This window comes from Streptomyces cellostaticus (assembly GCF_023630175.1).
GTDB lineage: Bacteria > Actinomycetota > Actinomycetes > Streptomycetales > Streptomycetaceae > Streptomyces > Streptomyces cellostaticus_A.
In genome coordinates this window covers 73,798-96,796 of the sequence record NZ_JALLIN010000030.1, presented here as the reverse complement: position 1 = coordinate 96,796, position 22,999 = coordinate 73,798, and the positions used below count along the sequence as shown (strand labels likewise).

The following is a 22,999-nucleotide window of genomic DNA, read 5'->3' as shown; positions in this document are numbered from 1 at the left end:
TGCTGCCGTTGCGTACTCCCGTGCCGCGGGGCCGCGTCGGGCACGTCGGCGCCGTGCCCGGGGCCGCGCTGCGCGTGCCGCCGCCGGCCGGTGGCCGGTGCGGGGGCGGACTCCCCGCCGCCCGGACCGGCCGCGGCGGGCCCTGGCGCGTCCGCCGCCGCGGCGCCGGGCCCGGGTGCCGCTACGGCGTACGGGACTTGGGCCGGCGGCGCCGTGGGACCGAGCGGTGCCGGGTCCTCCTGCGGGGACGTCGCCGCCCCGCCCGGCCCCGGCAGGCCCGGGGCCGTGCCCAGCAGGGCCTGGGGAACGACGAGTACGGCCTGCACACCGCCGTAGATGTTGCTCTGCAGCCGTACCGAGATGCCGTGCCGCCGGGCGAGCTGGGAGACGACGTAGAGGCCGATGCGGCCGTCGGCCAGCAGGCTGGCCACGTTGACCTGGTCGGGGTCGGCGAGCAGGGCGTTCATCCTGTCCTGCTCGCCGACCGGCATGCCGAGCCCGCGGTCCTCGACCTCCACGGCGAGGCCGGAGGTGACGAGGTTGGCGCGGAGCAGCACCTGGGTGTGCGGGGCGGAGAACACCGTCGCGTTCTCCACGAGTTCGGCGAGCAGGTGGATGACGTCGGCCACGGCGTGACCGCGCAGTTCGCCGTCGATGGGCGGGACCAGTTTGACCCGCGAGTACTGCTCGACCTCGGCGATGGCCGAGCGCAGTACCTCGGTCATGTCCACCGGGTTGCTCCACTGCCGCCGCGACACGGCGCCGCCGAGCACGGCGAGGTTCTCGGCGTGCCGCCGGATCCGGGTGGCGAGGTGGTCGACGTGGAACAGGCCCTTGAGCAGGTCGGGGTCCTCGATCTCGTTCTCGAGGTCGTCGAGGATCGAGATCTCCCGGTGCACCAGGGACTGGAGCCGGCGGGCGAGGTTGACGAAGACCTCGAGCTTCTGCTCGCTGCCCGCCTGGCTGGAGAGCTGGGCGGCCTGCACGACGGCGGTGACGGCGCCGTCGTGCGCCCGGGCCAGGTCGGCGGCGAGCAGGTCGAAGTCGTCGGCGTCCGCGGGCGGCCGGCGGCGCGAGCCGCGCCGGGCCGGGGTCTCTCCCTGCCGCAACGCCTCGACGAGGGCGTGCAGTTCGGCCTCGCCGCGGACGGCACCGCGGCGCAGGGCGTCGACGCGGTCGGCGACCGAGCGGGCGGCGCGGTCGGCCGCCACGGCGGCGATCAGCACGCCTGCGACGGTCACCGCGACCGCTCCGGCGAGCACGGCCCACAGAGTGGGGCCGGGGCGTGTGCCGGTGGAGCGGATGGTGAACAGCACGACCGCGGTGGCGCTGAGGGCGACGGCGACGGGCGGAAGCACGGCGAGCCGCATGAGCTGCGGCCGTATGTGCGTCTCGGCCAGTGCGGGAGCGGGTCGGGCGACCGGTCTTCCGTGGCGGCCGCCCTCCCGGCGGTCGGCACGGGCGGCCGGTGCGCGGAGATGAGACATCTGCGTCCTCGTACTGGTCCGTCGGCCTGGTCGCCCCAGGCCCTGCGTCGTGCGACGGACACTCACAGTAGTTGCCCGTGCATCACGCGCGATGGGCAGTTGCCAAAGTCTCCCGGGCGGCGTCCCGCTCTGGTATGAGGCGTCGTGCGACAGACCGATAACCGCGCCGGCCTTGCGCGGCGGAGCCAAACGAACTCGATCCGACCTGGTCGGATGCGGTCAGAAACAAGCAGCGAGGGCCGGTCCGCACTGATGTGCGCACCGGCCCTCCGGTGCTCCGCGGGCCCGCTCCGGCAGCCGGCCGCCCAGGGGGTCCAGGAGCCGGGGGTGCCGGCGCCGGGGCCGCGGATCCGTCACCTTCCGTCACCCGCGGCGGCTCCGGTCACCTCGGCGTGAGCCGTTCGGCCGGACGCCGGGCCCCGATGGGCGCGCGCCTCCTCGCCCGGCCCCCGAGGGCCCGCAGCCGCGCCACCGCCCCGTGTCCGCGGGCGTTCCGCGGGCCGTCCCCGTCATGTCGGGCGTTTCGTCATGACGGGGACGGACCGGTGTCACTTCTCGCCGGCCAGGTCGACCTCGGCGCGGCTGAACCCCGCGGTGGTGGAGGAGGGTTCCTGGGGCCGGCGCCGCAGGTGGGCGACGGGCGCCGAGGCGGACCGCCACCAGGCGTCGGCGGGCAGCTCCCCGGCGGCTTCGAACGGCTCGCCCGGCCGGGGCAGGGCCACTGCCTGCCGGGCCTCCCCGGCGGCCTCCCTGGTCCACTCGCCGGGCTCCGCCCAGGGGTGCGGGGCCAGGTTGAAGGTGCCCCAGTGGATCGGGAGCAGCACACCGTGGGGCATGCCGCCCTGCAGGTCGAGGTGGGCGCGCAGACCCTCCTCGGGCGTCATGTGGATGTCGGGCCAGAACTCGCTGTACGCCCCGATCTGGATCATCGTGAGGTCGAACGGGCCGTGGGCCGCGCCGATGTCCCGGAAGCCCTCGAAGTAGCCGGTGTCACCGCTGTGGTAGACCCGGTGCTCCTCGCCGGCGACGGCCCAGGACGCCCACAGGGTGTGCTGGGTGTTGCGCAGACCGCGGCCGCAGAAGTGGCGGGCGGGGGTGGCGGTCAGGGTGAGGCCGCCGACCTCGGTGGACTCGTGCCAGTCGAGTTCGCGCAGCCGGTCCGCCGGGACGCCCCAGTGCTCCAGATGCGCGCCGACGCCCAGCGGCACCGCGAACACGGTGTCCGTACCGGCCAGCGCCTTGATCGTGGGCATGTCCAGGTGGTCGTAGTGGTCGTGCGAGACGACCACCACGTCGACCGGCCCGAGCGCGGCCAGCGGCAGCGGCACCGGGTGCAGCCGCCTGGGCCCGACGAACGGGAGCGGGGAGCAGCGCTCGCCCCAGACGGGGTCGAACAGCACGCGGTGACCGTCGATCTCCACGAGCACGCTCGAGTGGCCCATCCAGGTCACCCGCAACCCCGTCGCCGGCGGCTTGGCCAGGTCGGCCAGCGTGGTGGCGTGCACGGGGACGGTGCCCTCCGGAGAGCGCAGCGGCCGGGTGTCCTTGTCCAGGAACACCTTGGCGATGTCGAGCGTGGAGCCGGAGGGCCGGGTCCGTGCGGTGCCGCCGGGGTTCTGGAAGACGCCGTCCTTGAAGTGGGGGGAACGGCGGATCCGGGCGAGGCGCTCACCGCTCGGCTGCGCGCCGAAGGCCTCGGGCCGCAGTGCGCTGAGCCCGGAGCTCCAAGAACGCGGACCGGTCACGGTTACCTCCAGTGAAGTCGCTGAGGTCCTCCATTATGGTCGGCCGATCCGACAGGGCGGCGGCGCCCGCCGCTCCGTCCCGCTCCACCGGGCAGCCGCTCCGGCCCGCACGGCGCTTTGACACCGGCCGGACGGCTGCGGATACTGACCCGCCGTTCAGTAAAGCCCTCCGGGAGCCATCATGACCGCCACCCCCCTCATGTCGCTCGTGTGGACCGACCACGTCACCGGGCGGCAGGGATTCCTTGTCGTCGACCGCCTGGTGCGGGGCGTGGCCAGCGGCGGCCTGCGCATGCGCGCCGGCTGCACGCTGGAGGAGGTCACGGGGCTCGCGCGCGGCATGACCATGAAGGAGGCCCTGCACTACGACCCCAAGGCCCGGTACGTCCCCCTCGGCGGCGCCAAGGGGGGCATCGACTGCGATCCGCGGGACCCGGCGGCCCATGGGGTGCTCGTGCGCTATCTGCGTGCCATGCGGCCGTACGTGGAGAGCTGCTGGACCACCGGCGAGGACCTCGGCCTCAGCCAGGAGCTGGTGGACCGGGCCGCCGCCGAGGCGGGCCTGGTCTCCACCGTCCAGGCCGTCTTCCCGCTGCTGGACGACGAGCCGGCGGCACGCGCGCGGCTCGCCGACGCCTTCGCGGTGCGGGTGGACGGCATCGGCCTGGACGAGCTGGCGGGCGGCTGCGGGGTCGCCGAGTCGGTGCTGACCGCCCTGGACCGGGCCTCGGTGCCGTACCGGGGCACCCGGGTCGCCGTGCAGGGGCTGGGCACGATGGGCGGGGCCACGGCCCGCTTCCTCGCGCGGGCGGGCCTGACGGTGGTGGCGGTGGCCGACGTCAGGGGGACCGTCGCCAACCCGGACGGCCTCGACGTGGAGGCGCTGCTCGCGGCGCGGGACGCCCACGGCACGCTCGACCGTTGCGCACTGCGCCCGGCCGACCGCGAGCTGCCCGGCGACGCCTGGCTCTCGGCGGACGCGGAGGTACTGGTGCCGGCGGCGGTGTCGTACGCGGTCGACACCGCCCGGCAGGAACGGATCACCGCCCGCTGGATCGCCGAGGCCGCCAACATGCCCGTCCTGCCGGAGGCGGAGCGGCTGCTGGCCGCGCGCGGGGTGACGGTGCTGCCGGACGTGGTGGTCAACTCCGCCACCAACGCCTGGTGGTGGTGGACGCTGTTCGGTGACATCGGCCCGGACGCCGAGCAGGCGTTCGCGCATATCCGCCGTTCGATGCGCGCGCTGACCGGGACGGTGCTGGACCGCGCGCGGGCCGACGGGACGACTCCGCGTGCCGCCGCCCACGCGCTGGTGTCGGACCGGCTGCCGGTGATCGCCGGGCGTTTCGGCTGGTACCGCTGACCTCGGGGGGATCGGTGTGGCGCGGGCGCGGTGGGTCGCTCGGAAGCGGAGCCGGTCATCCCTCCTGTTGCCCCTGGAGCTGCCGTCGTTCCTGCTGCAGGGCCTCTCGGGCCCGGGACAGCACCACCGCCTCGGCCTGGAGCCGCTCGACGGACGGCGCGCCGTGCACCCCCAGTTCGGCCCTCAGCGCCTCCCGGAGCAGATGAACCGCATCGGACAGAGGCCCGGCGAACCACCGCTTCGCCTGGATGAGCTGCGCGTCCGTACGCGGGAGAAGCCCCGCTCCGGAGGCGTCCAGCGGCAGGTGCCGAACCAGGTGGTAGCCCGCGCCCAGGCACTGGTTGACTTCGCCGGCCACGGCAAGGGCGGTTGCGCCAAGGACCATCTGGGCCTGCGCGTACTGGTCGTAGTACGCCTGCCGTGGGGCGTCCAGGGCGTCCGTGACCACGGTCTCCCCACGCCTGAGGGCAAGCACCGCGTCTCTGCCCGCGGTGCGATAGGCGCGGGCAGTCGCGTTGAGAGCGGCATAGAGTTCGCGCTTGGTCTGGACTGCCCGGTCCTCCCGGTCCTGCAGCCGCTCGAACGCCGCCCGCCGGTTCTGTTCGGCGAACTCCGCGCGGCGGGCGCGCTGGGCGAGCACTGTCGCGCCCATGGTGCCGCCGACTCCGGCGAGCGCCACGACGAGCGTGGTCCAGTCCGATCCCGACAGCATCCGTGCCACTCCCGCCCCTCGCCGACGCGCCGCGGGCGCCGGATCGCAGGTTATCGCGACCGGCGGCAGGGGGCAGGGCGCTCTCGCGAGGATGCGCGAGAGCGTGGCCGACGCCGCGGCGACGGGGCGCAATCCGGCTGACGCGGCACCAAGGGCTGTCCCGCGATCCCCGGCGGGCGCACGACGACGGCCACGGCACCTCGCCGCGTTGCCGGACCGCCCGGACACGCCCCGTACGAGGACGACCCTCCGCCGTGCGACGCACCGCATCCGACGCCGTACGCCGACCCACCGGGGACCACGGGACAGCCCTTAGGGTGACCGCGTGGCGAGAGTGCGGTTGAGCGTGGCCGAGCGGCGTGAGGAGCTGCTGCGGGCCGCCATCGGGCAGATCGAGGCGCGGGGCGTGGCGGCGGTCAGGATCGCCGATGTGGCCTCGGCGCTCGGGGTGAGCAACGCGCTGGTGCTGTACCACTTCTCGACGAAGGAGAAGCTGGTCGCCGCCGCCTTCGCCTACGCGGCCGAGGACGATCTCGCGCGGCTGCGCGCGCTGCTGGGGCGGCGGGCCTCCGCGCTGCGCAGGCTGCGCTCGGCCGTGCGCTGGTACGCGCCCACGGGGCAGGCCAAGGGCTGGCGGCTGTGGATCGAGGGCTGGGCGGTGTCGCTGCGCGAACCGGCCCTCAGGGCGGTCACCCGCGACCTCGACCAGCAGTGGAAGGCGGCGATCGCCGAGGTCATCGCCGAGGGCGTGGCGGCGGGCGAGTTCACCTGCCCCGACCCCGGGGGCACGGCCCTGCGGCTCACCGCCCTGCTGGACGGCCTCGCCGTGCAACTGACGTCCTACCCGGGCGCGGTGCCGCCCGCCCGCGCGCAGCAGTGGGTGAACGACGCCCTGGCCACGGAACTGGGCCTGTAGCGGGGTGGGGCGACCGGCCGGTGCGGGGGGGGCGGGTCGGGCCCGGCGGGCGCGCGCGTGCCCCGTGCCGCCCGGGCGGCGGTACGGGGCACGCTCACGCCGCGCGTCGGCGTCAGGCGACCGACGCGATGCGCATCTTGATGTCGTCCGGCGACAGGGCGCCCTTCGCCGTGACGTGGTCCCCGGAGGACTCGCCGCGCAGGCGGCGCCCGATCCACGGGACGAGGTACTCGCGGGCCCAGTGGACGTCGTCCCGGCGGATCTCCAGGGTGCCCCGGGGCGGCAGGGGCGGCCAGGCCTGCTCCGGGTCGGCCGGGATCTCCAGGCCCAGTGCCTGACCGGCGCGCAGCGCCACCCGGGTGTGCCCCTCCGGCGAGAGGTGCAGCCGGTCGTTGTCCCAGGCCCGGCGGTCCTGGACGGACCTCAGGGACCACAGGTCGAGCACGGGGCAGCCGTACCGGTCGGCGATGGCGCGGACGTGCCCGTTGTAGGTGGCGATCTTGCCGCGCAGATGCTTGAGCACCGGCACGCCCCGGGTGTCGAAGCCGGTCGTCACCAGCACCGTGCCCGCGGACGCCGCGAGGGGGGCGATGGCCCGCTCGAAGCGCTCGGCCACCTCGTCGGGGTCGGTGCCCGGCCGGATGATGTCGTTGCCGCCCGCGCAGAAGGAGACGAGGTCCGGGGCCAGTTGGACGGCCTTCGGGAGCTGGGTCTCGACGATCTGGTCGAGCAGCTTCCCGCGGACCGCGAGGTTGGTGTACCTGAAGTCGCCCTCGGGCCGCCGGTCGGCGAGCAGGACCGCGAACCTGTCTGCCCAGCCCACGAACGCCCCGTCGGGACCGGGGTCGCCGACGCCCTCGGTGAAGCTGTCCCCCACCGCCACGTACGACCCGATCACTGATGTGTTGTCACTCTTCGAATCGTCTGCCACGTCGGACCATGATTCACCTTCCGATGTGGCCTACGCGACCGTAGGCAGGGGTTGACGAGCGGTGAGATGAGACACCTTTAAAGAGTTTGCCAACCCAGGAATACGGCCGGTACGGCGTCCGGGCGGACACACCGAAGGCCGGACCCGGGGATCGGGGGTCCGGCCTTCGGAGGCGTGTCGGGCAGGTGGCCGCGGGGCGCGCGTCCCCTGCCCGAGGGTGGCTCAGAGGGCGAGGCCGTGCGAGCGGAGGTAGGCGACCGGGTCCACGTCCGAGCCGTAGTTCGGCGTGGTGCGGATCTCGAAGTGCAGGTGCGGCCCGGTCACGTTGCCGGTGGCGCCGGACAGCCCGACCTGCCGGCCGGCGGTCACCGTCTGACCGGCCGACACCGAGAGCTGCGAGAGGTGGGCGTACTGGGCGAAGTAGCCGTCGTTCAGCTTGATGACGACCTGGTTGCCGTACGCGCCGCCCCAGCCCGCGGAGACGACGGTGCCGGCGCCGACGGCCTTGAGGGAGGTTCCGGTGGGGACGACGAAGTCGACGCCCGTGTGGTAACCGCTGGACCACATGCTGCCCGCCACGTGGTACGCGGTGCCGACGGTGGGCACGGCCACCGGGAGGGAGTAACCGGCGGCCGGGGCCGTCTCGGCGGCCGGGGCGGCCTTGGCCGGGGCGGCCTTGGCGACCGGCAACACCTGGGTGGCCTCGACCGTCTTGGCCACCGCAGCCTGCTGGGCGGCCGGGGCGGCCTTCGGCGGGGCCTCCGCCCGGGCGGCCGACGGCTGCGCGGGGCGCGCGGGGGCGGGCGACCCGGTGTGGGCCGGGGCGGCGGCCTTCGCACCGAGCGTCAGCTTCAGGCCCGGGTGGATCAGCGCCGGATTCTCCCCCACCGCCTGCCGGTTGTCCGCGTAGAGCCGGTGCCAGCCACCCGTCACGTGCTGTTCGCCGGCGATCCCCGCGAGGCAGTCTCCGGGCTTGACCGTGTAGGTGCGCACGCCGGGGGCCCGCTGCGCGACGGCCTCGCCGGCCGCCGTCCTCTGCACGGACTGCACGGCCTTGCCGGAGACGGGCTGCGCGGGGGCGGCGTGCGCCGCGGTGGCCCCCAGCAGGGGCAGGGCCAGCGCGGCGCCACCGGTTCCGGCGGCGGCGATGGAGCGGGTGAGACGCTGGGGCCTGGGACGGCGGTGTTTACCCTTCGCGGGCATGACGCATTCCTCTCCGGCGCCTGCGAGGTGAGCTGTCGGGTTCGGGCTGGAGCTGCCCGGCCGCGCGGTGCGCGGCTTCACCCCGAGCCTGTCGCGGAGACCGTGACCGGCAGTCGTACCTGGTGGGTCCCCCGCTCCTGCCGTGCACGGGTCATGTGTGTGGGACTCCGGGCGGCGGCAGGATTCGGCGTTCCGTCCGGATTGAGGGCGAACGTAGGCGAGTGGGCCGCACGGAAACAAGCGCCCGATTCCAGGCGTTCGGGTGCCAGAAGATCCAAATAGGTCATTCACGGTCACCGTGCGTGCATTCCCACCCGTGCCACCGACTCGATTCCCCGTACCCGTAGAGGGATTAGGTGGACATGACGAACAGCGGACGGTCACGGCTATGACGCTCCTCACGCACCACTCCCTCAGCCACCTTCACCCATCACCAAGTTGGGCGAAATCCATCGAATGAGACAGAAGCGATGAAAGCTACCAAGGCGTATGAATCTCGCATCGCGGTCGCCGCGTGGCGCTGCCCTCGGTCCATGGCGTGGCACAACGGCCCTGCGGAGTCGTGGCGGACGGCACGGCGGACGAGCGGGCCGGCGTCGCCGGATGTCCGCACCCGGACCGTGCCCCGCCGTCGCGGCCCCACGGGCCCGAACAGAGCCGCGCGGGTACGCGCGGCACCGGGGCCGGTGCGCTCGCGAGGCGACGCCTGCGGACGACTCATTGCCCGAGGTGATCGATGTCGTATCGTCGACGGAGCGCCCGCCCGCGAACAGAGCCGGCGGGGTCGGACCGGGAGGAGCCCCCGTGACGCAGCAGGTCCCGTCGACCGAGCCCGAGCTGGCCGGAGTGCGCAATTTCCGTGACGTGGGCGGACTGCCGACCACGGACGGCCGGCGGGTGCGCCCGGGGGTGCTGTTCCGCAGCGGCCACCTCGCGCACGCGACGGAGGAGGACGCGGCCTTCCTCGGCTCCCTGGGCCTGCACACGGTGTTCGACTTCCGCAACGCGGCAGACCAGAGGCTGGAGGGCCCGGACGTCGCCCTGCCGGGCGTGCGCAACGTGAACCTGCCGCTGAGCGACCCGGCGGACGGCGCCGAGTTCTGGAAGATGGTCCGCGACGGCGACCTCGAACAGCTCCGCGGCGTCCTCGCGGACGGCAGGGCCGCCGCCCGGATGATCGCCTCGTACCGGACGATCGTCACCGACCGCACCGCCGAGCACTCCCGGGTGCTGCACGCGCTGGCCGAGGACAGCGTCCCCGCGCTGATGCACTGCGCCGCGGGCAAGGACCGGGCGGGCATCTCGATAGCGGTGACCCTGCTCGCCGTCGGCGTGGAGCGCGACGCGGTCGTCGCCGACTACCTCGAGTCCAACGCCAAGCACCGCCGGTACAAGGTGCGGCGCAACGGCAGTCCCGACTCCGCGTACACCCCCGAGGTGATGGAGCTGCTGAGCCCGCTCTTCGACGCGCGTGCGGAGTACCTCCAGGCGGCGTTCGGGAGCATCGAGGCGACATGGGGCGGGCTCGACGCGTACTTCGCGCAGGGCCTCGGACTCACCTCGCGGACCCGTGAGCGGCTGCGGGAGCGCCTGCTCGACTGAGGCCCGTCAGCTCCTGGCGCCCACCGCGAAGAGCAGGTAGAGGAACGCGGCGAACAGGTGGCCCACCGCGATGTAGATGATCAGCCGGATCCACAGGGAACGGGGGAACTTCTCCTCGAAGTCGCTCATGGCAGCTCTCCGGTCAGTGGGGCCAGGCACAGGGCCGCCGTGGGGCTCTGCAGCAGGGTGTGGACGAACAGCAGCTCCACGCCGTCCTGGTCCTCGGCGGCCAGGCGGTGCGGGGTGAGGGAGTCGAAGTGCGCGCTGTCCCCGGGGGCGAGCAGATGGGTGGTGTCGCCGAGGCGCAGCCGGAGACGTCCCTTCAGGACGTGCAGCCACTCCTCGCCGGGGTGGACGCGCACGATGTCGCCCTGCGCGCCGTACGGCACCCGTACGCGCAGCGCCTGCATGCCCCGTCCGGGCGCACCGGCCTGGATGTAGGTCCAGCCGCCCGCCCGGGTGGGTTCCATGTCGGCGGCCCGCACGATGGCGTCCCGGTCGGCGACCCGCTCGCCGAGCAGCTCGGAGACGGTCGTACCGTAGGTGCGGGCGAGCGCGAGCAGCATCGGCAGTGAGGGCTGGCGCCCGCCGGTCTCCAGCCGCGAGAGGTGGGCGGGCGAGAGCCCGGCGGTGCGGGCCGCCGCCTCCAGGGTGAGGCCGGCGCGCCGGCGCAGGGCCCTGAGCTGCGGCGCCACGGCGGGCAGGTCGCCGCCCTCGCCCGCCGGCGGCGCGACTTCTGAGGCGTTCATGCCTCCATTGAGCCCGTAGGTTTGCCCCTGCGGCAAGTTTCTTGCCTGGGAGGCAAACCCCACGCGCTGCTCTAGCGGTTGCCGACCGCCTGCTTGATCAGCGTCTTGCCGAAGTCCCACATCAGGCCGCCGCCGTTGTGCGCGTCGTCCATGACGGCGGTGAAGGCGGTGACGAACCGGTCCACGTCGGCCTCGTCGATGATCAGCGGCGGGATGAGCTTGATCACCTCCAGATGGTCGCCGGAGACCTGCGTGAGGATGTGGTGGCGCTGCAGCAGGGGGACGACGACCATCTGCGCGAACAGGCCCTTGCGGGCGGCCTGCAGCATGGTCCAGCGGCCGCGCAGCCTCAGTGACGCGGGCCGCCCGAACTCGATGCCGATCATCAGGCCCCGGCCCCGCACGTCGGCGAGCAGCTCGTAGCGGTCGACCAGCGCGGTGAGCCGCGACCTCAGCAATGCGCCGGTGGCGCGCACCCCGGCCACCACCTGCTCGTTCTCCATGACCGACAGCACGGCCAGGCCCGCGGCCATGGCCTGGGCGTTGGAGCCGAAGCTGGCCGAGTGGACCAGGACGCGGTCCATGGACGAATAGACCTTCCTGAAGATCCACTCCTTGCCCAGGGTGGCGCCGACGGGTACGTAGCCCCCGGACAGCGCCTTGGCCACGCACACCAGGTCCGGCTCCACGCCCTCCTCGTGCTGGTAGGCGTAGAAGTCGCCGGTGCGGCCCAGACCGGTCTGCACCTCGTCGGCGATCAGCAGCGCCTTGTGCCGGTGCAGCAGTTCCTGGGCGGCACGCAGATAGCCGGGGGGTGCCTCGTGCACGCCCTTGCCCTGGATGGGCTCGACGATCAGGGCGGCCACGTCGCCCTTCTTCAGCTCCCGGGCCAGGGCGTCGAGGTCGCCGAGGGGGACGGCGGTGTCGGGCAGCAGCGGGGCGAAGCCGTCGCGGAAGCCGTCCTCTCCGTTGACCGACAGGGAGCCGGTCGTCAGTCCGTGGAAGGCGTGGTCGCAGTACAGGACGCGCGGCCTGCCGGTGGCGTACCGGGCGAACTTCAGGGCGGTCTCGACGGCCTCCGTACCGCTGTTGCCGAAGAACACCCGGTCCAGGTGCGGGCTGTGGGCGAGCAGCCGCTCCGCGAGCAGACCCGGCAGCGGCTGGCAGTCGAAGCGGGTGAGGTCGGCGAGGCCGAGATCCAGGACCTCGTGCAGGGCCCGGCGGACGACCGGGTGGTGGCGGCCGAGGCCCATCACCCCGAACCCGGCGAGCATGTCCAGGTGGTCGGTGCCGTCCGCGTCGAAGAAGTGGGCTCCCTCGGCCCGCTCGTAGACCCGGTCGAAGCCGATGGTGTGCAGCATGCGGGGGAGCTGCGGGTTGAGGTGCCTGGCATGCAGCTCGTAGCGTTCGGCTCCGCGCTCGGCGAGGAGGGCGCCGAGGTCGAACTCCGTGGTCATTCACTCTCCTTGGCTGTGCCGTCGAGGGCCCTCACGGCCAGGCTCGCGCCGATCCGGCCGGCGATCTCCACCGGCGTGAGGCCGATGTCGGCCAGTACCTCGGCGCGCTTGGCGTGCGCGAGGAACTGGTCGGGGATGCCGAACCGGCGCACCGGCACGTCCACGTCCGCGTCGCCGAGGGCCAGGGCCACGGCGGAACCGACGCCTGCCGCACGGCTGTTGTCCTCCACCACGGCGACCAGTCGATGACCGGCGGCCAGCCCCGGCAGGGCGGGGTCGACGGGCTTGACCCAGCGGGGGTCGACCACCGTGCAGCCGACGCCCCGCTCCGCGAGCAGCTCGGCGGCCTGGAGGCACACAGGTGCCATCACGCCGACCGCCACCAGCAGCACCTCGGGGTGTCCGCCGCGGTGCAGGACGTCCATGCCGCCCACCCGGCCGACCGCCGGGATGTCCGGGCCGACCGACTCCTTGGGGAAGCGGACCAGGGTGGGTGCGTCGTCCACGGCGACCGCCTCGCGCAGTTGGGCGCGCAGTCGCCCGGCGTCGCGCGGTGCGGCGATCCTCAGGCCGGGCACGACCTGGAGCACGGACAGGTCCCACATGCCGTTGTGGGACGCGCCGTCCACCCCGGTGACGCCGGCCCGGTCCAGCACGAAGGTCACTCCGCAGCGGTGCAGGGCCACGTCCATCAGCAACTGGTCGAAGGCGCGGTTGAGGAAGGTGGCGTAGACGGCGACGACGGGGTGGAGCCCGCCGGTCGCGAGTCCGGCCGCCGAGACGGCCGCGTGCTGTTCGGCGATGCCCACGTCCCACACCCGGTCGGGGAAGCGCTCGGCGAAGGGGCCGAGACCCACCGGGTGCAGCATGGCCGCCGTGATCGCTACGACGTCCTCGCGTTCCTCACCGATGCGGACGATCTCGTCGCCGAACACCGAGGTCCAGGACGGCCCGCCGGCCGGCGTTAGGGGCGCGCAGGTGATCGGGTCCATCACGCCGACGGTGTGGAAGTGGTCCTCCTCGTGGGCGAGCGCGGGCTCGTAGCCGCGGCCCTTCTCCGTCAGGCAGTGGACCACGACGGGGCCGTGGAAGCGTTTCGCGCGGCGCAGCGCCGACTCGACGGCTGCGATGTCGTGCCCGTCGATGGGGCCGACGTACTTCAGCCCCAGGTCCTCGAACATGCCCTGGGGGGCGACGGCGTCCTTCAGCCCCTTCTTCGCGCCGTGCAGGGACTCGTAGAGGGTGTTGCCCACCACCGGGGTGCGCAGCAGCACCTCCTTGCCCCAGGCGAGGGCCTTCTCGTAGCCGTCGGTGGTGCGCAGGGTGGCCAGGTGGTTGGCGAGGCCGCCGATGGTCGGGGCGTAGGAGCGCTCGTTGTCGTTGACGACGACGATCAGCGGCCGGTCCCTGGCGGCCGCGATGTTGTTCAGTGCCTCCCAGGCCATGCCGCCGGTCAGCGCGCCGTCGCCGACGACCGCGACCACGTGCCCCTTCTCCCCCCGTACCCGGTTGGCCTTGGCGAGGCCGTCCGCCCAGCCCAGCGCGGTGGAGGCGTGGCTGTTCTCGATGACGTCGTGCTCCGACTCCTCGCGGGAGGGGTAGCCGGACAGGCCGCCCTTGCCGCGCAGTTTGGAGAAGTCCTGGCGGCCGGTCAGCAGCTTGTGCACATAGCTCTGGTGACCGGTGTCCCACAGGATGCGGTCGACGGGTGACGCGAAGACCCGGTGGAGCGCGATGGAGAGTTCCACCACCCCCAGGTTGGGCCCCAGGTGACCGCCGGTTCTCGACACCGCCTGCACCAGGAACTCGCGTATCTCTCGCGACAGTTCGCCGAGTTCCGCCTCGGACAGCGCCTTCAGGTCGCGTGGTTGCCGGATGGTCTCCAGGATCGTCACGCTGGGCCCCCTCTCGGTCCGTGCCGTGCCTTGCCCCAACTCACTTCGTCCGCGGCGCCCGACCCCTCGGCGGGCTTCACGGCCTCCTCGACGAGGGTCTCCACGGTCTTCGGCTCCGGGACGGTCCGGACGACCTCGCCGTCGACGAGGATCTGCCCCTTGCCGTGCCCCGAGGCAACTCCCGGATCGCCCTTCACGGGCCTCGCCGGGCCGCCCGCGACGCAGCCCAGGACGGCGACGCGGAACGGGACCTCCCCGCCGGCCGGGCCTGCCGTGGCTGCGTCGCCGGCCCGTCTCCGTCGCTCCGCCGCGGCACGCGTCCCCGCGCCGCCGGCCGGGCCGGCGCCCCGGGGACGCCCGCGAGGGCGGCGGTCACGGCGTCACTCCCGGTTTCCGGAGACGGTCTCGCGCATCGCCCGCAGCGACTCCTTCAGGGAGCCCATGGTGGCGAGGACCGCGGTGGGCTCGTACCCGCAGTGCGCCATGCAGTTGGCGCAGCGCGGGTCCTTGCCGCGGCCGTACTTGTCCCAGTCGGTCTTCTCGATGAGCTCGCGGTACGTCGGGACGTAGCCGTCGCTCATCAGGTAGCAGGGGCGCTGCCAGCCGAAGAGCGAGTAGTTCGGGATCGCCCACGCGGTGCACGGGAAGTCGACCTTGCCCTCGAGGAAGTCCAGGAAGAGCGGGGAGTGGTTGAGCCGCCACCTGCGGCGGTTGCCGCCCGCGAAGGCCTTCCGGAACAGCTCGCGGGTCTGCTCCACACCCAGGAAGTGCTCCTGGTCGGGCGCCTTCTCGTAGGCATAGGCGGGCGAGATCATCATCTCGTCCACCTGCAGGTCGTCATTGAGGAAGTTGAGCACCTCGATGATCGTCTGCGGGGTGTCGGTGTTGAAGAAGGTGGAGTTGGTGGTCACCCGGAAGCCGCGCCGCTTGGCCTCCTTGATGGCCTCCACCGCCTCGTCGAACACCCCCTCCTTCGCGACCGACTCGTCGTGCCGCTCGCGCAGCCCGTCGATGTGCACCGCGAAGGCGAAGTAGGGCGAGGGCGTGAACCGGTCCATCTTCTTGCGCATCAGCAGCGCGTTGGTGCAGAGGAAGACGTACTTGCGCCTGGCCACGAGCTGGCGCACGATCTCGTCGATCTGCGGATGCATCAAGGGTTCCCCGCCGGCGATGGACACCATCGGCGCGCCGGACTCCAGCACCGCGCCCACGGCCTGGGCGACCGGCATGCGCTGCTTGAGGACGCCGGCCGGGTGCTGGATCTTGCCGCAGCCCTCGCACTTGAGGTTGCAGGCGAAGAGCGGTTCCAGCTCGACGATGAGCGGAAACTTGTCCCGCCTGCGGAGTTTCTGTTCGGCCAGGTATGTAGCGACCTTGATGGACTGACGCAACGGCATGGCCATCTGGCTCACCTCCGGGGGAGCGACAAGGAACGGTGCCATTCATGGAAAGCGGGCAGGACCGAGCGAAGAACACGGAAGGCTGATATTCCACCGCGGACCGTGCCGATCCGGACGAGTTCATGTTCGGGAGCGTCCACGACCACCCGTACGGCCGCAACCGGGCGCACGCCCGCGCGCACGGCACTGAGCAGTGTGGCCGCCGACTCCATGTCGACCGCGATCGCCCCGGTCGCGCGCAGCGCGGACCGCTCCGGGCCGCGGACGACGTGGTCGGAGCCGACCAGCGTTCCGGTGTGGACGGTGCGCCCGGGCAGGACCCGGGCGACCTCCTTGACGAGCAGTTCGGTGCCCTCGCACGGGACGGTCCCGCGCGGGTCGCGGGTCTCGTCGGCGACGACCAGGTCGCCGGGGTGCATGCCGGGGGCGAGTCCGGCGCAGAAGCCGGTGGCCAGGACGGCAGCCGCGCGCAGAGCCGGCTCGGACAGGTGCCGGGTGACGGACCGTTCCGCCGCCCGGGGCCCCATGCCCGTGCGGACGAAGGTGACCGGCCCTCCCGCCCCGCCGCGTTCGCCGGTGCGCAGGGCGAGGCGCTCGATGCCGAGCGCGCAGGCGATCAGCAGCGGAGGCGCGGCGGGCCGGGTGCTCACCTCAGCTCACCGTGGCCTCGGGCTGCGGCTTCCGGCCGTCGCGGTGGGACCTCCGGGCCCGGGCGAGCGGCGGTCGTTCGAAGGGGTCGCCGTGCAGGTACCGGCCGAGCGCGGTGAGCGGGAACACCTGCCGGTACAGGTGGTAGTTGATGGAGAAGTCCCAGGGGAAGCCGGTGCCGGTGAAGTACGGCTCGTCCCAGGAGCCGTCGTCCCGCTGGGTCGCGGCCAGCCACTGGATGCCGCGCTCCACGGCCGCCGAGTCCCGCTCCCCCGCCGCGAGCAGCGCCATCAGCGCCCAGCCGGTCTGCGAGGCGGTGGAGGCACCGCGGCCGCTCCACTCCTTGACGTGCCGGTACGAGCGCAGGTCCTCGCCCCAGCCGCCGTCGTCGTTCTGCACCTGCTCCAGCCACACCACCGCCCGCCGGATCGCCGGGTGGGAAGTGGGCAGACCGGCCGCGGTGAGGGCGGGCACCACGGAGCCGGTGCCGTACAGGTAGTTGACGCCCCAGCGTCCGAACCACGAACCGTCCGGCTCCTGTTCGGCGAGCAGCCAGTCGATGCCGCGCCGGGTACGGGGATCGTGGGCCAGGCCCTCGGCGGCGAGCATCTCGACGACGTGCGCGGTGACATCGGCGGACGGCGGGTCGATGACCTCACCGAAGTCGCAGAACGGCAGCCGGTTCGGGAACGGGCTGGTGTTGTCGACGTCGAAGGCGCCCCAGGCGCCGTTCCTCGACTGCATCCCCAGGTTCCAGCGCACCGCGCGTCCGATGGCGTGGTCCACGCGTTCGGGGTCGTGGTGCCGGACCCGGCGCAGCGCGAGGGCGACCTCGGCGGTGTCGTCGATGTCCGGGTAGTTGTCGTTGTGGAACTCGAAGGCCCATCCGCCGGGGGGCAGTTGGGGCCGCTTCACGGCCCAGTCGCCGGGTCTGACGATCTCCTCGCCGAGCATCCAGTCGGCCGCCCTGACCAGTTGCGGGTGATCGACCGGCAGGCCGGCGTCGGCGAGCGCGATGGTCGCGAGGCAGGTGTCCCACACCGGGGACTGGCAGGCCTCGATCATCCGGGCGCCGTCCTCGCGCCACACGGCGAAGCGGTCCAGCGAGGCGAGGCCCTCACGCATCACCGGGTGCTGGAGGTCGTAGCCGAGCAGGCGCAGGGCGATGAGCGAGTACACGGCCGGGGGCTGGATGCCGCCCCAGCAGCCGTCGTTCTCCTGCCGCTCGATGATCCAGCGCGCGGCGGAGTTCATCGCGGCCCGGCGCAACCGGCGCGGGACGACCTTGCGCAGTTGGTGCAGCGCCTTGTCCAGGCGCTGGAAGGCGCCGTCCCAACTGGCCACCGGGGCGAGCGGCTTGGCGGGGTTGGGATCGGCCGGATCGGTGTGCAGCTCGTCCAGCGGGAAGGGGGCCGGGCGGACGGGGCGCTTGGCCGAGACGACGGTCAGCGGCACGATGGTCTGCCGGGCCCAGCATCCGAAGTCGTAGATGTTGAGCGGCATCCAGTGCGGGAAGTAGATCAGCTCCGGCGGGAGTTCGGGCAGGTCCTCCCACTTCCACCAGCCGAACAGGGCGAGCCAGATCCGGGTGAAGACCCGGGAGGCGGCGATGCCGCCGTGCTCGCGCACCCAGGCCGAGGCCTTCGCCATGTGCGGGGCGTCGGGCGCGTCCCCGGCCAGGCGCAGCGCGACGTACGCCTCGACGGTGGCGGACAGTTCGCCGGGGCCGCCGTAGAAGGTGGCCCAGGTGCCGTCCGGGCGCTGCTCGCCGCGGACGAACAGCGCGGCGGCCCTCGTCGTGTCCTCGTCCAGGATGCCCAGGAACTGGCGGAGCAGCAGGTCCTCGGCGTCCATGGTGACGTTCGTCTCGAGGTCGCCCTTCCACCAGCCCTGGGCGTCCTGGCGGGCGAGCAGGAAGTCGGTGGCCCGACGCGCGGCGCGCTCGGCGGCTTCCGGTACCCCGGCCGCCTCGGGCGTGGTGATGTCCGTTTCGCTGGCCGCGGCAGCGCGGGGCGGCATGGTCGCTCCGGTGCTTCCGTCGGTCGTCGCTGTCATGGCTTCCCCTTCGTGCAGTCGTGCGCGTCGTGCTGCTGTGGGTCCGCCGTCGGCCGGTGCCGTCATCCGCGGCACCGGCCGGCGACTACGCGAGGGCTATTCGACCGATAGTGATCATCTCTTCCGTACGACGACGAAGTCGGCGAGCGCGGTGAACGCGGCCCTCACCCGGTCGGGCATGTGGACCGCGTGGAGGGCCTCGACGGCGATCGTGTGCTGGCGGCGCGCCTCCCCGGCCGTCCACTCGCGGCCGCCGGCCTCCTCGATGAGGGCGGCGCGGGCCGCGAACTCCTCCTCGGAGAAGTTCTCGAAGTCGCTGGTCTTGGCGTCGGCGGCGAGGATCTCGCCGAGCCGCTCCGAGGCGTCGCCGCCCGCCGCCAGCGCGGCCACCACCGGCAGGGACTTCTTGCGCTGGCGCAGGTCGCTCCAGGTCTGCTTGCCGGTGGACTCCGGGTCGCCCCAGATGCCGAGCAGGTCGTCGACGGCCTGGAAGGCGAGGCCGAGGTGGTAGCCGTAGCGCTCCAGCGCGTCGGCGGTGGCGTCGTCCGCGCCGCCGAGGACCGCGCCGATCGAGGAGGCGCAGGCGAGCAGCGCGCCGGTCTTGTTGCCCTCCATCTCCAGGCACTCCTCGACGCTGACGCGGTCGCGGTGCTCGTAGGAGATGTCCTGCGCCTGACCGTCGATCAGGGCGCGGGTCGCGGTGGTCAGCCGGCGGGTCGCCCGGCCGGCCTCGACGGTGCCGAGCTCCAGCAGGACCTCGTTGCCGAGGGCGAACAGGGCGTCGCCGACCAGGATGGCCTGGGCCGGGCCGTGCACCTTCCATACCGTGTCGCGGTGCCGGCGCTGCTCGTCGCCGTCCATCAGGTCGTCGTGCAGCAGCGAGAAGTTGTGGACGAGTTCGACGGCGACGGCGCCGGGGACGCCCACCTCGGGCGCGGCGCCGGTGACCTCGGCGGAGAGCACGGCGAGGGCGGGGCGGACGGCCTTGCCCCCGTCCCCGTCGGCCGGATTGCCCGCGGCATCGATCCAGCCGAAGTGGTAGGCGGCGACGGTGTCCATCGGCGGCGCCAGGCGGTCGACCGCGGCGCGCAGGACCGGGGTGGCCAGGGTGCGGCCGCGCTCCAGCAACGCGGTCACGTCCACCGCGGTCCTCGGGTCGGCCGTCGAGGCGGGGGGCACAGTGGGCACAGTCTCTCCTGTTGTTGCGGTACCGGGGGTGCGCGGGCCCGCCGCGTGTCGCTCGGTCATCAGGCCGCCTCCTCGAACGCGAAGAGGCGGGTGGGGCGGGGCCGGCCCAGGGCGCTCAGCGCGGCGTCGGCCGCGCGCACGCCGCTGCGGACCGCGCTCTCCATGGTCGCGGGCCACCCGGTGGCGGTCCACGCTCCGGCCAGGTACAGGCCGGGGGCTCTGGTGCGGGCGCCGGGCCGCAGCCGGCCGACGCCGGGGGTGGGGGCGAACGTCGCCGTGCGCTCCCGGGTCACGAAGAAGTCCCTCACCACGGCGTCGCGCGTGCCGGGGATCAGCCGCGCCAGCTCGGGCAGGTAGCGCTCCCGCAGCACGGCGACCGGTTCGTCGATGTCGTCCCGCGCGGCCGACTGGGACAGCGCGAGGTACTGGCCCTCGCGCAGCCCGGAGGCCTCGGTGCGGTCGAAGACCCACTGCACGCGGGTGCCGAGAGCGGCGAGGAAGGGCCGGGCGAGCACGGGGCGGTCGTAGACGACGTGCACGTTGAGGATGGGCGCGGTGCCGATCTCCAGCAGCCGCCCGGGGGCGTCGAGGGCGCCGGGCGGCAGCAGGCCGTGCGTCTCGCGCTGGGGTACGGCGAGGACGACCGCGTCGGCCCGGAGCGTCTCACCGGGAACCTGAACGCTCCAGCCTCCGTTCTCGTTGAGGAGGACGGAGGTGACGCGTGTACGGACCTCGGTACGCACGCCCGCGGAGTCGAGCGCCCTGCGGGCCAGCCGGTCGTGCAGTTCGCCCAGCGGGACGCGGGCCCAGCCGATGTCGGCCGCGCCCGGCTCGGACAGCAGACCGGTCCTGAACACCATCGCGGCGAGCCCCAGGGAGGCGTCGCCCGCGACCGCGTTGAGGGTGGCGACGCCGACCAGGTCCCACAGGGCCTCGACGGCCCGTGCCGACTGGCCGTGCGCGGCCAGCCAGCTTCCGAAGTCCTGGGCGTCCAGGGCCGGATCGGTGGGGTCGAGTCCCTTGAGGGCCAGCGCGGCGCGCCCGACGGCGGCGCGCTCGGCGAGCGACAGGTGCGGGTAGGTGGCCAGGCTGCGCCCCAGGTGGAGGGGGACGGGCAGCGGGTCGCGCCGCAGCCGGCCGAGGCGTGTGCCCTCGGGCCGTGCGACGTCGACGACGGGCACGTCCAGGCGGTCCTGCAGCGGTGCCAGCGCCGTGCCCTCGATCCGGTCGAGGAACCACCGGTAGGCGGTGCAGCAGCGCAGGTACACGTGCTGGCCGTTGTCGACGGTCAACTCGCCCCGCTGGAAGGAGAAGGCGAGACCGCCCAGCCTGGGTCTGCCCTCGACGAGCGTGACGTCGACGCCCGCGTCGGCGAGCGCGAGCGCCGCGGTGATGCCGGCGAGTCCGCCGCCGACGACGACGGCGGTGCGCCGTGCCGGGGCCTTCGGTACCCGGGCACGGGCGTGCGCCCGTGCGGCGCCGGAGCCGTCGCTCATGCTGCGTCCTTCCGTGCGTGCCGACCGTGCTGGATGAACGGTGCACGGTCGGCCGTCGCAGTCAGGGACGCCACGCCGCAGCGCGGGGTTGCCCGTCGCGCCGGATCATCGGAGCCGGACGGTTCCCGCGAGCCCATCAGGCGCGCCTCCTGACGGTCCGCCGGGAGACGTGCCGGGTGTCGAGGCCGGACAGTCCGCGCACGGCGACGTAGGCCTTCTCGTGTCCCGGCAGCGACACCCGGCCGCGCAGCACGGCCTCGGGATCGCGCTCGATGCGGTCCAGCAGCCGGCGGTAGATACCGGCCATGGCGGCCACGCAGGCGCCGCTGCGCCGGTCGAGCATGGGGAGCAGCCGGTAGCCCTCGGCGAACAGGGCACGGGCCCGTCGCACCTCGAAGTGCACGAGGCCGGCGAAGTCCGAGCCCCGCGGTGGAGTGGGCCCGTCGAAGCCGGCCGAGCAGCCGAACTTCGCCAGGTCGTCGGCGGGCAGGTAGGTGCGTCCGCCCTGGGCGTCCTCACGGACGTCGCGGAGGATGTTGGTGAGCTGCAGCGCGAGGCCCAGCGTGTCGGCGTACTCGGGGGCGCGCTCGGCGCCGCGCGTCCCCGGCTCCGTGCCGAAGACACCGAGCGAGAGGCGGCCGATGGCACCGGCCACGCAGCGGCAGTAGGCCTTCAGGTCGTCCCAGGTCTCGTAGGTCTCGCCGCGCACGTCCATCTGGACGCCGTCGATCAGCTCGTCCAGACCGCCCAGCGGGATCGGGAAGGCGCGCGCGGCATGGGCGAGGGCCACCGCCACCGGGTCGGTGTGGTCCTCCTCGACCTCACCGGCGCGGATCCGGGTGAGCAGTTCCCGGGTGTCCTCGAGCCGCGCGACCTTCACCTCCCCCGGCAGGCCGCCGTCGCCGATGTCGTCGACACGCCGGGAGAACGCGTACAGGGCGGACATGGCGCGCCGCTTGGGCGTCGGCAGCAGCCGGATGCCGTAGGCGAAGTTGCGGGCCTGCTGCCCGGTGACGGCCTCGCAGTAGCCGTAGGCGGCGAGTACCGGTGCGGACACGTGCGGCACAGACTCCACGGTCCGGATCACCCCTCTCCTCGCAGAGTCGCGCCCGCCTCACGCAGCAACTGGAGCTTGCCGGGCTTGGGCGGGCCGGGAAGTACGTCGTAATCGGCGGCGGCGATCGCCCGGACCGCCGCCCTTCCCCCCGCCACGAACCCCGCGAGCAGCAGCTTCAACCTGCCGTGGACGCTACCCACCAGGGGGGCGCCTTCATTCAGCAGATCGCGGGCGCGTTGTGCCTCGTATGCAACCAGGGCACGCACCGAAGCGCTCGCGGTTTTCGCGGCGAGGTCGGTCTCCTGGACGTGGAAACGCTTCATGTCGTGGGCCGGCAGGTAGATCCGGTCACGGCCGAGGTCCTCCGCGACGTCCTGGAGGTGCTCGACGATCTGCAGCGCGGTGCAGATCGCGTCGGACCGCCGGATCCGCTCGGGGGTCGCGGTGCCGGTGACGGCGAGGACGAGCCGGCCGACGGGGTTCGCGGACAGCTCGCAGTAGGCGAGGAGGTCGTCGTGGGTCTCGTAGCGCCGCACGAGCTGGTCCTGGCGGTTGGCGGCGATGAGGCCGAGGAACGGCTCGGGGGTGAGCGAGCGGCGGCGTGCCGTGGGCTGCAGGCGGCGCAGCAGCGGGTGGCGCGGGGTGCCGTCGAAGACCCGGCGCAGATCGGCCTCGAAAGCGTCGAGGAGGACCAGCCGGTCCCCGGCCTCGGCGGGCGGCACCCCGAGGGCGCGGGCGTCGGCTCCGCCGGGGGCCAGGTCGCCGTCGCCGATGTCGTCCACCAGGCGGGCGAAGCCGTACACGGCCATGAGGTCGTCGCGCCGGGCCCGGGGAAGGAAGAAGGGGGCCACGGGGAAGTTCTCGCTCGCGGCCTTGTCGAGGGTGGCACGCTCCAGGTCCGGCGCCGTGCGGGTTCCCGTCACCGCGGGCCGCCCTGGGCGTGGACGGCACATGCTGCGCTGAGCTGGGGAGTTTCCGTAGCCATTGCCGTCACATCTCCCGTTCTACACTGCCGATCCGATACACACTATTTCGGACACGCCGCCTGGCCCTCCGCGGGGCGGCCCGGCGGAGGGTGTCGCGCATTATCGCCCC

Annotated in this window: 20 protein-coding genes, 1 pseudogene and 1 riboswitch; of the genes and pseudogenes, 3 read left to right on the top strand and 18 right to left on the bottom strand. The window is 73.4% G+C overall.

Annotated features, from left to right (window positions below):
• Both MXD57_RS20265 and MXD57_RS20260 read right to left on the bottom strand, forming a co-directional pair.
• Positions 1-1,487, bottom strand: a 1,487-nt coding sequence (locus tag MXD57_RS20265) for a sensor histidine kinase (protein ID WP_250403002.1), incomplete at its 3' end; no start/stop codon positions are given.
• 548 nt (positions 1,488-2,035) lie between these two features.
• Positions 2,036-3,232: an MBL fold metallo-hydrolase gene (locus tag MXD57_RS20260; RefSeq protein WP_250403000.1), complete on the bottom strand. Its 1,197-nt coding sequence runs from the start codon at positions 3,230-3,232 to the stop codon at positions 2,036-2,038.
• Positions 3,233-3,413: 181 nt separating this feature from the next.
• On the opposite strand from MXD57_RS20260, the gene MXD57_RS20255 reads away from it, so the two are divergent.
• Positions 3,414-4,595, top strand: a complete 1,182-nt coding sequence (locus MXD57_RS20255) for a glutamate dehydrogenase (RefSeq protein WP_250402998.1) — start codon at positions 3,414-3,416, stop codon at positions 4,593-4,595.
• Positions 4,596-4,650: 55 nt separating this feature from the next.
• Here MXD57_RS20255 and MXD57_RS20250 read toward each other — a convergent pair whose 3' ends face one another.
• Positions 4,651-5,307 (bottom strand): hypothetical protein, encoded by a 657-nt coding sequence (locus MXD57_RS20250; protein WP_250402996.1) that lies wholly within the window; start codon positions 5,305-5,307, stop codon positions 4,651-4,653.
• Between the two features lie 325 nt (positions 5,308-5,632).
• Between MXD57_RS20250 and MXD57_RS20245 the strand changes: the two genes are divergently transcribed.
• Complete coding sequence (locus MXD57_RS20245) at positions 5,633-6,223, top strand: TetR family transcriptional regulator C-terminal domain-containing protein (protein ID WP_308290853.1); 591 nt, start codon at positions 5,633-5,635, stop codon at positions 6,221-6,223.
• Positions 6,224-6,335: 112 nt separating this feature from the next.
• Here MXD57_RS20245 and MXD57_RS20240 read toward each other — a convergent pair whose 3' ends face one another.
• A complete protein-coding gene (locus tag MXD57_RS20240; protein WP_250403012.1) occupies positions 6,336-7,121 on the bottom strand; it encodes an SGNH/GDSL hydrolase family protein in 786 nt (261 codons plus the stop codon).
• Between the two features lie 255 nt (positions 7,122-7,376).
• Positions 7,377-8,357, bottom strand: coding sequence for a M23 family metallopeptidase (locus MXD57_RS20235; RefSeq protein ID WP_250402994.1), 981 nt, complete (start codon positions 8,355-8,357; stop codon positions 7,377-7,379).
• Between the two features lie 4 nt (positions 8,358-8,361).
• Positions 8,362-8,520, bottom strand: a riboswitch (cyclic di-AMP (ydaO/yuaA leader).
• A 641-nt stretch (positions 8,521-9,161) separates the two neighbouring features.
• Between MXD57_RS20235 and MXD57_RS20230 the strand changes: the two genes are divergently transcribed.
• A complete protein-coding gene (locus tag MXD57_RS20230; RefSeq protein ID WP_250402992.1) occupies positions 9,162-9,959 on the top strand; it encodes a tyrosine-protein phosphatase in 798 nt (265 codons plus the stop codon).
• Between the two features lie 6 nt (positions 9,960-9,965).
• Here the strand turns inward: MXD57_RS20230 and MXD57_RS20225 are convergent, their stop codons facing one another.
• The 13 genes and pseudogenes from MXD57_RS20225 to hpnC form a co-directional block, all read right to left on the bottom strand.
• The gene (locus tag MXD57_RS20225) at positions 9,966-10,088 is read right to left on the bottom strand and encodes a DUF6126 family protein (protein ID WP_250402990.1); all 123 of its coding nucleotides are present in this window, start codon (positions 10,086-10,088) and stop codon (positions 9,966-9,968) included.
• Complete coding sequence (locus tag MXD57_RS20220; RefSeq protein ID WP_250402988.1) at positions 10,085-10,708, bottom strand: helix-turn-helix domain-containing protein; 624 nt, start codon at positions 10,706-10,708, stop codon at positions 10,085-10,087. Before MXD57_RS20220 ends, MXD57_RS20225 begins: the two co-directional genes overlap by 4 nt.
• 71 nt (positions 10,709-10,779) lie before the next feature.
• Positions 10,780-12,165, bottom strand: a complete 1,386-nt coding sequence (locus MXD57_RS20215; RefSeq protein ID WP_250402986.1) for an aspartate aminotransferase family protein — start codon at positions 12,163-12,165, stop codon at positions 10,780-10,782.
• Entirely contained in the window at positions 12,162-14,060 is a 1,899-nt protein-coding gene (dxs, locus tag MXD57_RS20210; RefSeq protein WP_250402984.1) for a 1-deoxy-D-xylulose-5-phosphate synthase, read from the bottom strand. Before dxs ends, MXD57_RS20215 begins: the two co-directional genes overlap by 4 nt.
• A pseudogene (locus MXD57_RS20205) lies at positions 14,057-14,344 on the bottom strand (flavodoxin-dependent (E)-4-hydroxy-3-methylbut-2-enyl-diphosphate synthase); the annotation flags it as partial. The pseudogene MXD57_RS20205 and the gene dxs, both read right to left, overlap by 4 nt.
• A 96-nt stretch (positions 14,345-14,440) precedes the next feature.
• Positions 14,441-15,463, bottom strand: coding sequence for an adenosyl-hopene transferase HpnH (gene hpnH, locus MXD57_RS20200; RefSeq protein WP_250402982.1), 1,023 nt, complete (start codon positions 15,461-15,463; stop codon positions 14,441-14,443).
• A 5-nt stretch (positions 15,464-15,468) separates the two neighbouring features.
• Positions 15,469-16,110, bottom strand: coding sequence for a phosphorylase family protein (locus tag MXD57_RS20195; RefSeq protein ID WP_250402980.1), 642 nt, complete (start codon positions 16,108-16,110; stop codon positions 15,469-15,471).
• 1 nt (position 16,111) lies between these two features.
• A complete protein-coding gene (shc, locus tag MXD57_RS20190) occupies positions 16,112-18,163 on the bottom strand; it encodes a squalene--hopene cyclase (RefSeq protein ID WP_250402978.1) in 2,052 nt (683 codons plus the stop codon).
• A 114-nt stretch (positions 18,164-18,277) separates the two neighbouring features.
• Positions 18,278-19,411 carry a polyprenyl synthetase family protein gene (locus tag MXD57_RS20185; RefSeq protein WP_250402976.1) on the bottom strand — a complete coding sequence of 378 codons (1,134 nt, stop codon included), beginning with the start codon at positions 19,409-19,411 and terminating at the stop codon, positions 18,278-18,280.
• The gene (gene hpnE / locus MXD57_RS20180; protein ID WP_250402975.1) at positions 19,411-20,847 is read right to left on the bottom strand and encodes a hydroxysqualene dehydroxylase HpnE; all 1,437 of its coding nucleotides are present in this window, start codon (positions 20,845-20,847) and stop codon (positions 19,411-19,413) included. Before hpnE ends, MXD57_RS20185 begins: the two co-directional genes overlap by 1 nt.
• Positions 20,844-20,984: a DUF6380 family protein gene (locus MXD57_RS32035; RefSeq protein ID WP_374114732.1), complete on the bottom strand. Its 141-nt coding sequence runs from the start codon at positions 20,982-20,984 to the stop codon at positions 20,844-20,846. Before MXD57_RS32035 ends, hpnE begins: the two co-directional genes overlap by 4 nt.
• Positions 20,984-21,934: a presqualene diphosphate synthase HpnD gene (gene hpnD, locus MXD57_RS20175; protein ID WP_250402973.1), complete on the bottom strand. Its 951-nt coding sequence runs from the start codon at positions 21,932-21,934 to the stop codon at positions 20,984-20,986. The genes MXD57_RS32035 and hpnD overlap by 1 nt, the downstream gene beginning before the upstream one ends.
• Complete coding sequence (hpnC, locus tag MXD57_RS20170) at positions 21,931-22,827, bottom strand: squalene synthase HpnC (RefSeq protein ID WP_250402971.1); 897 nt, start codon at positions 22,825-22,827, stop codon at positions 21,931-21,933. The genes hpnD and hpnC overlap by 4 nt, the downstream gene beginning before the upstream one ends.
• Positions 22,828-22,999: the final 172 nt, after the last annotated feature.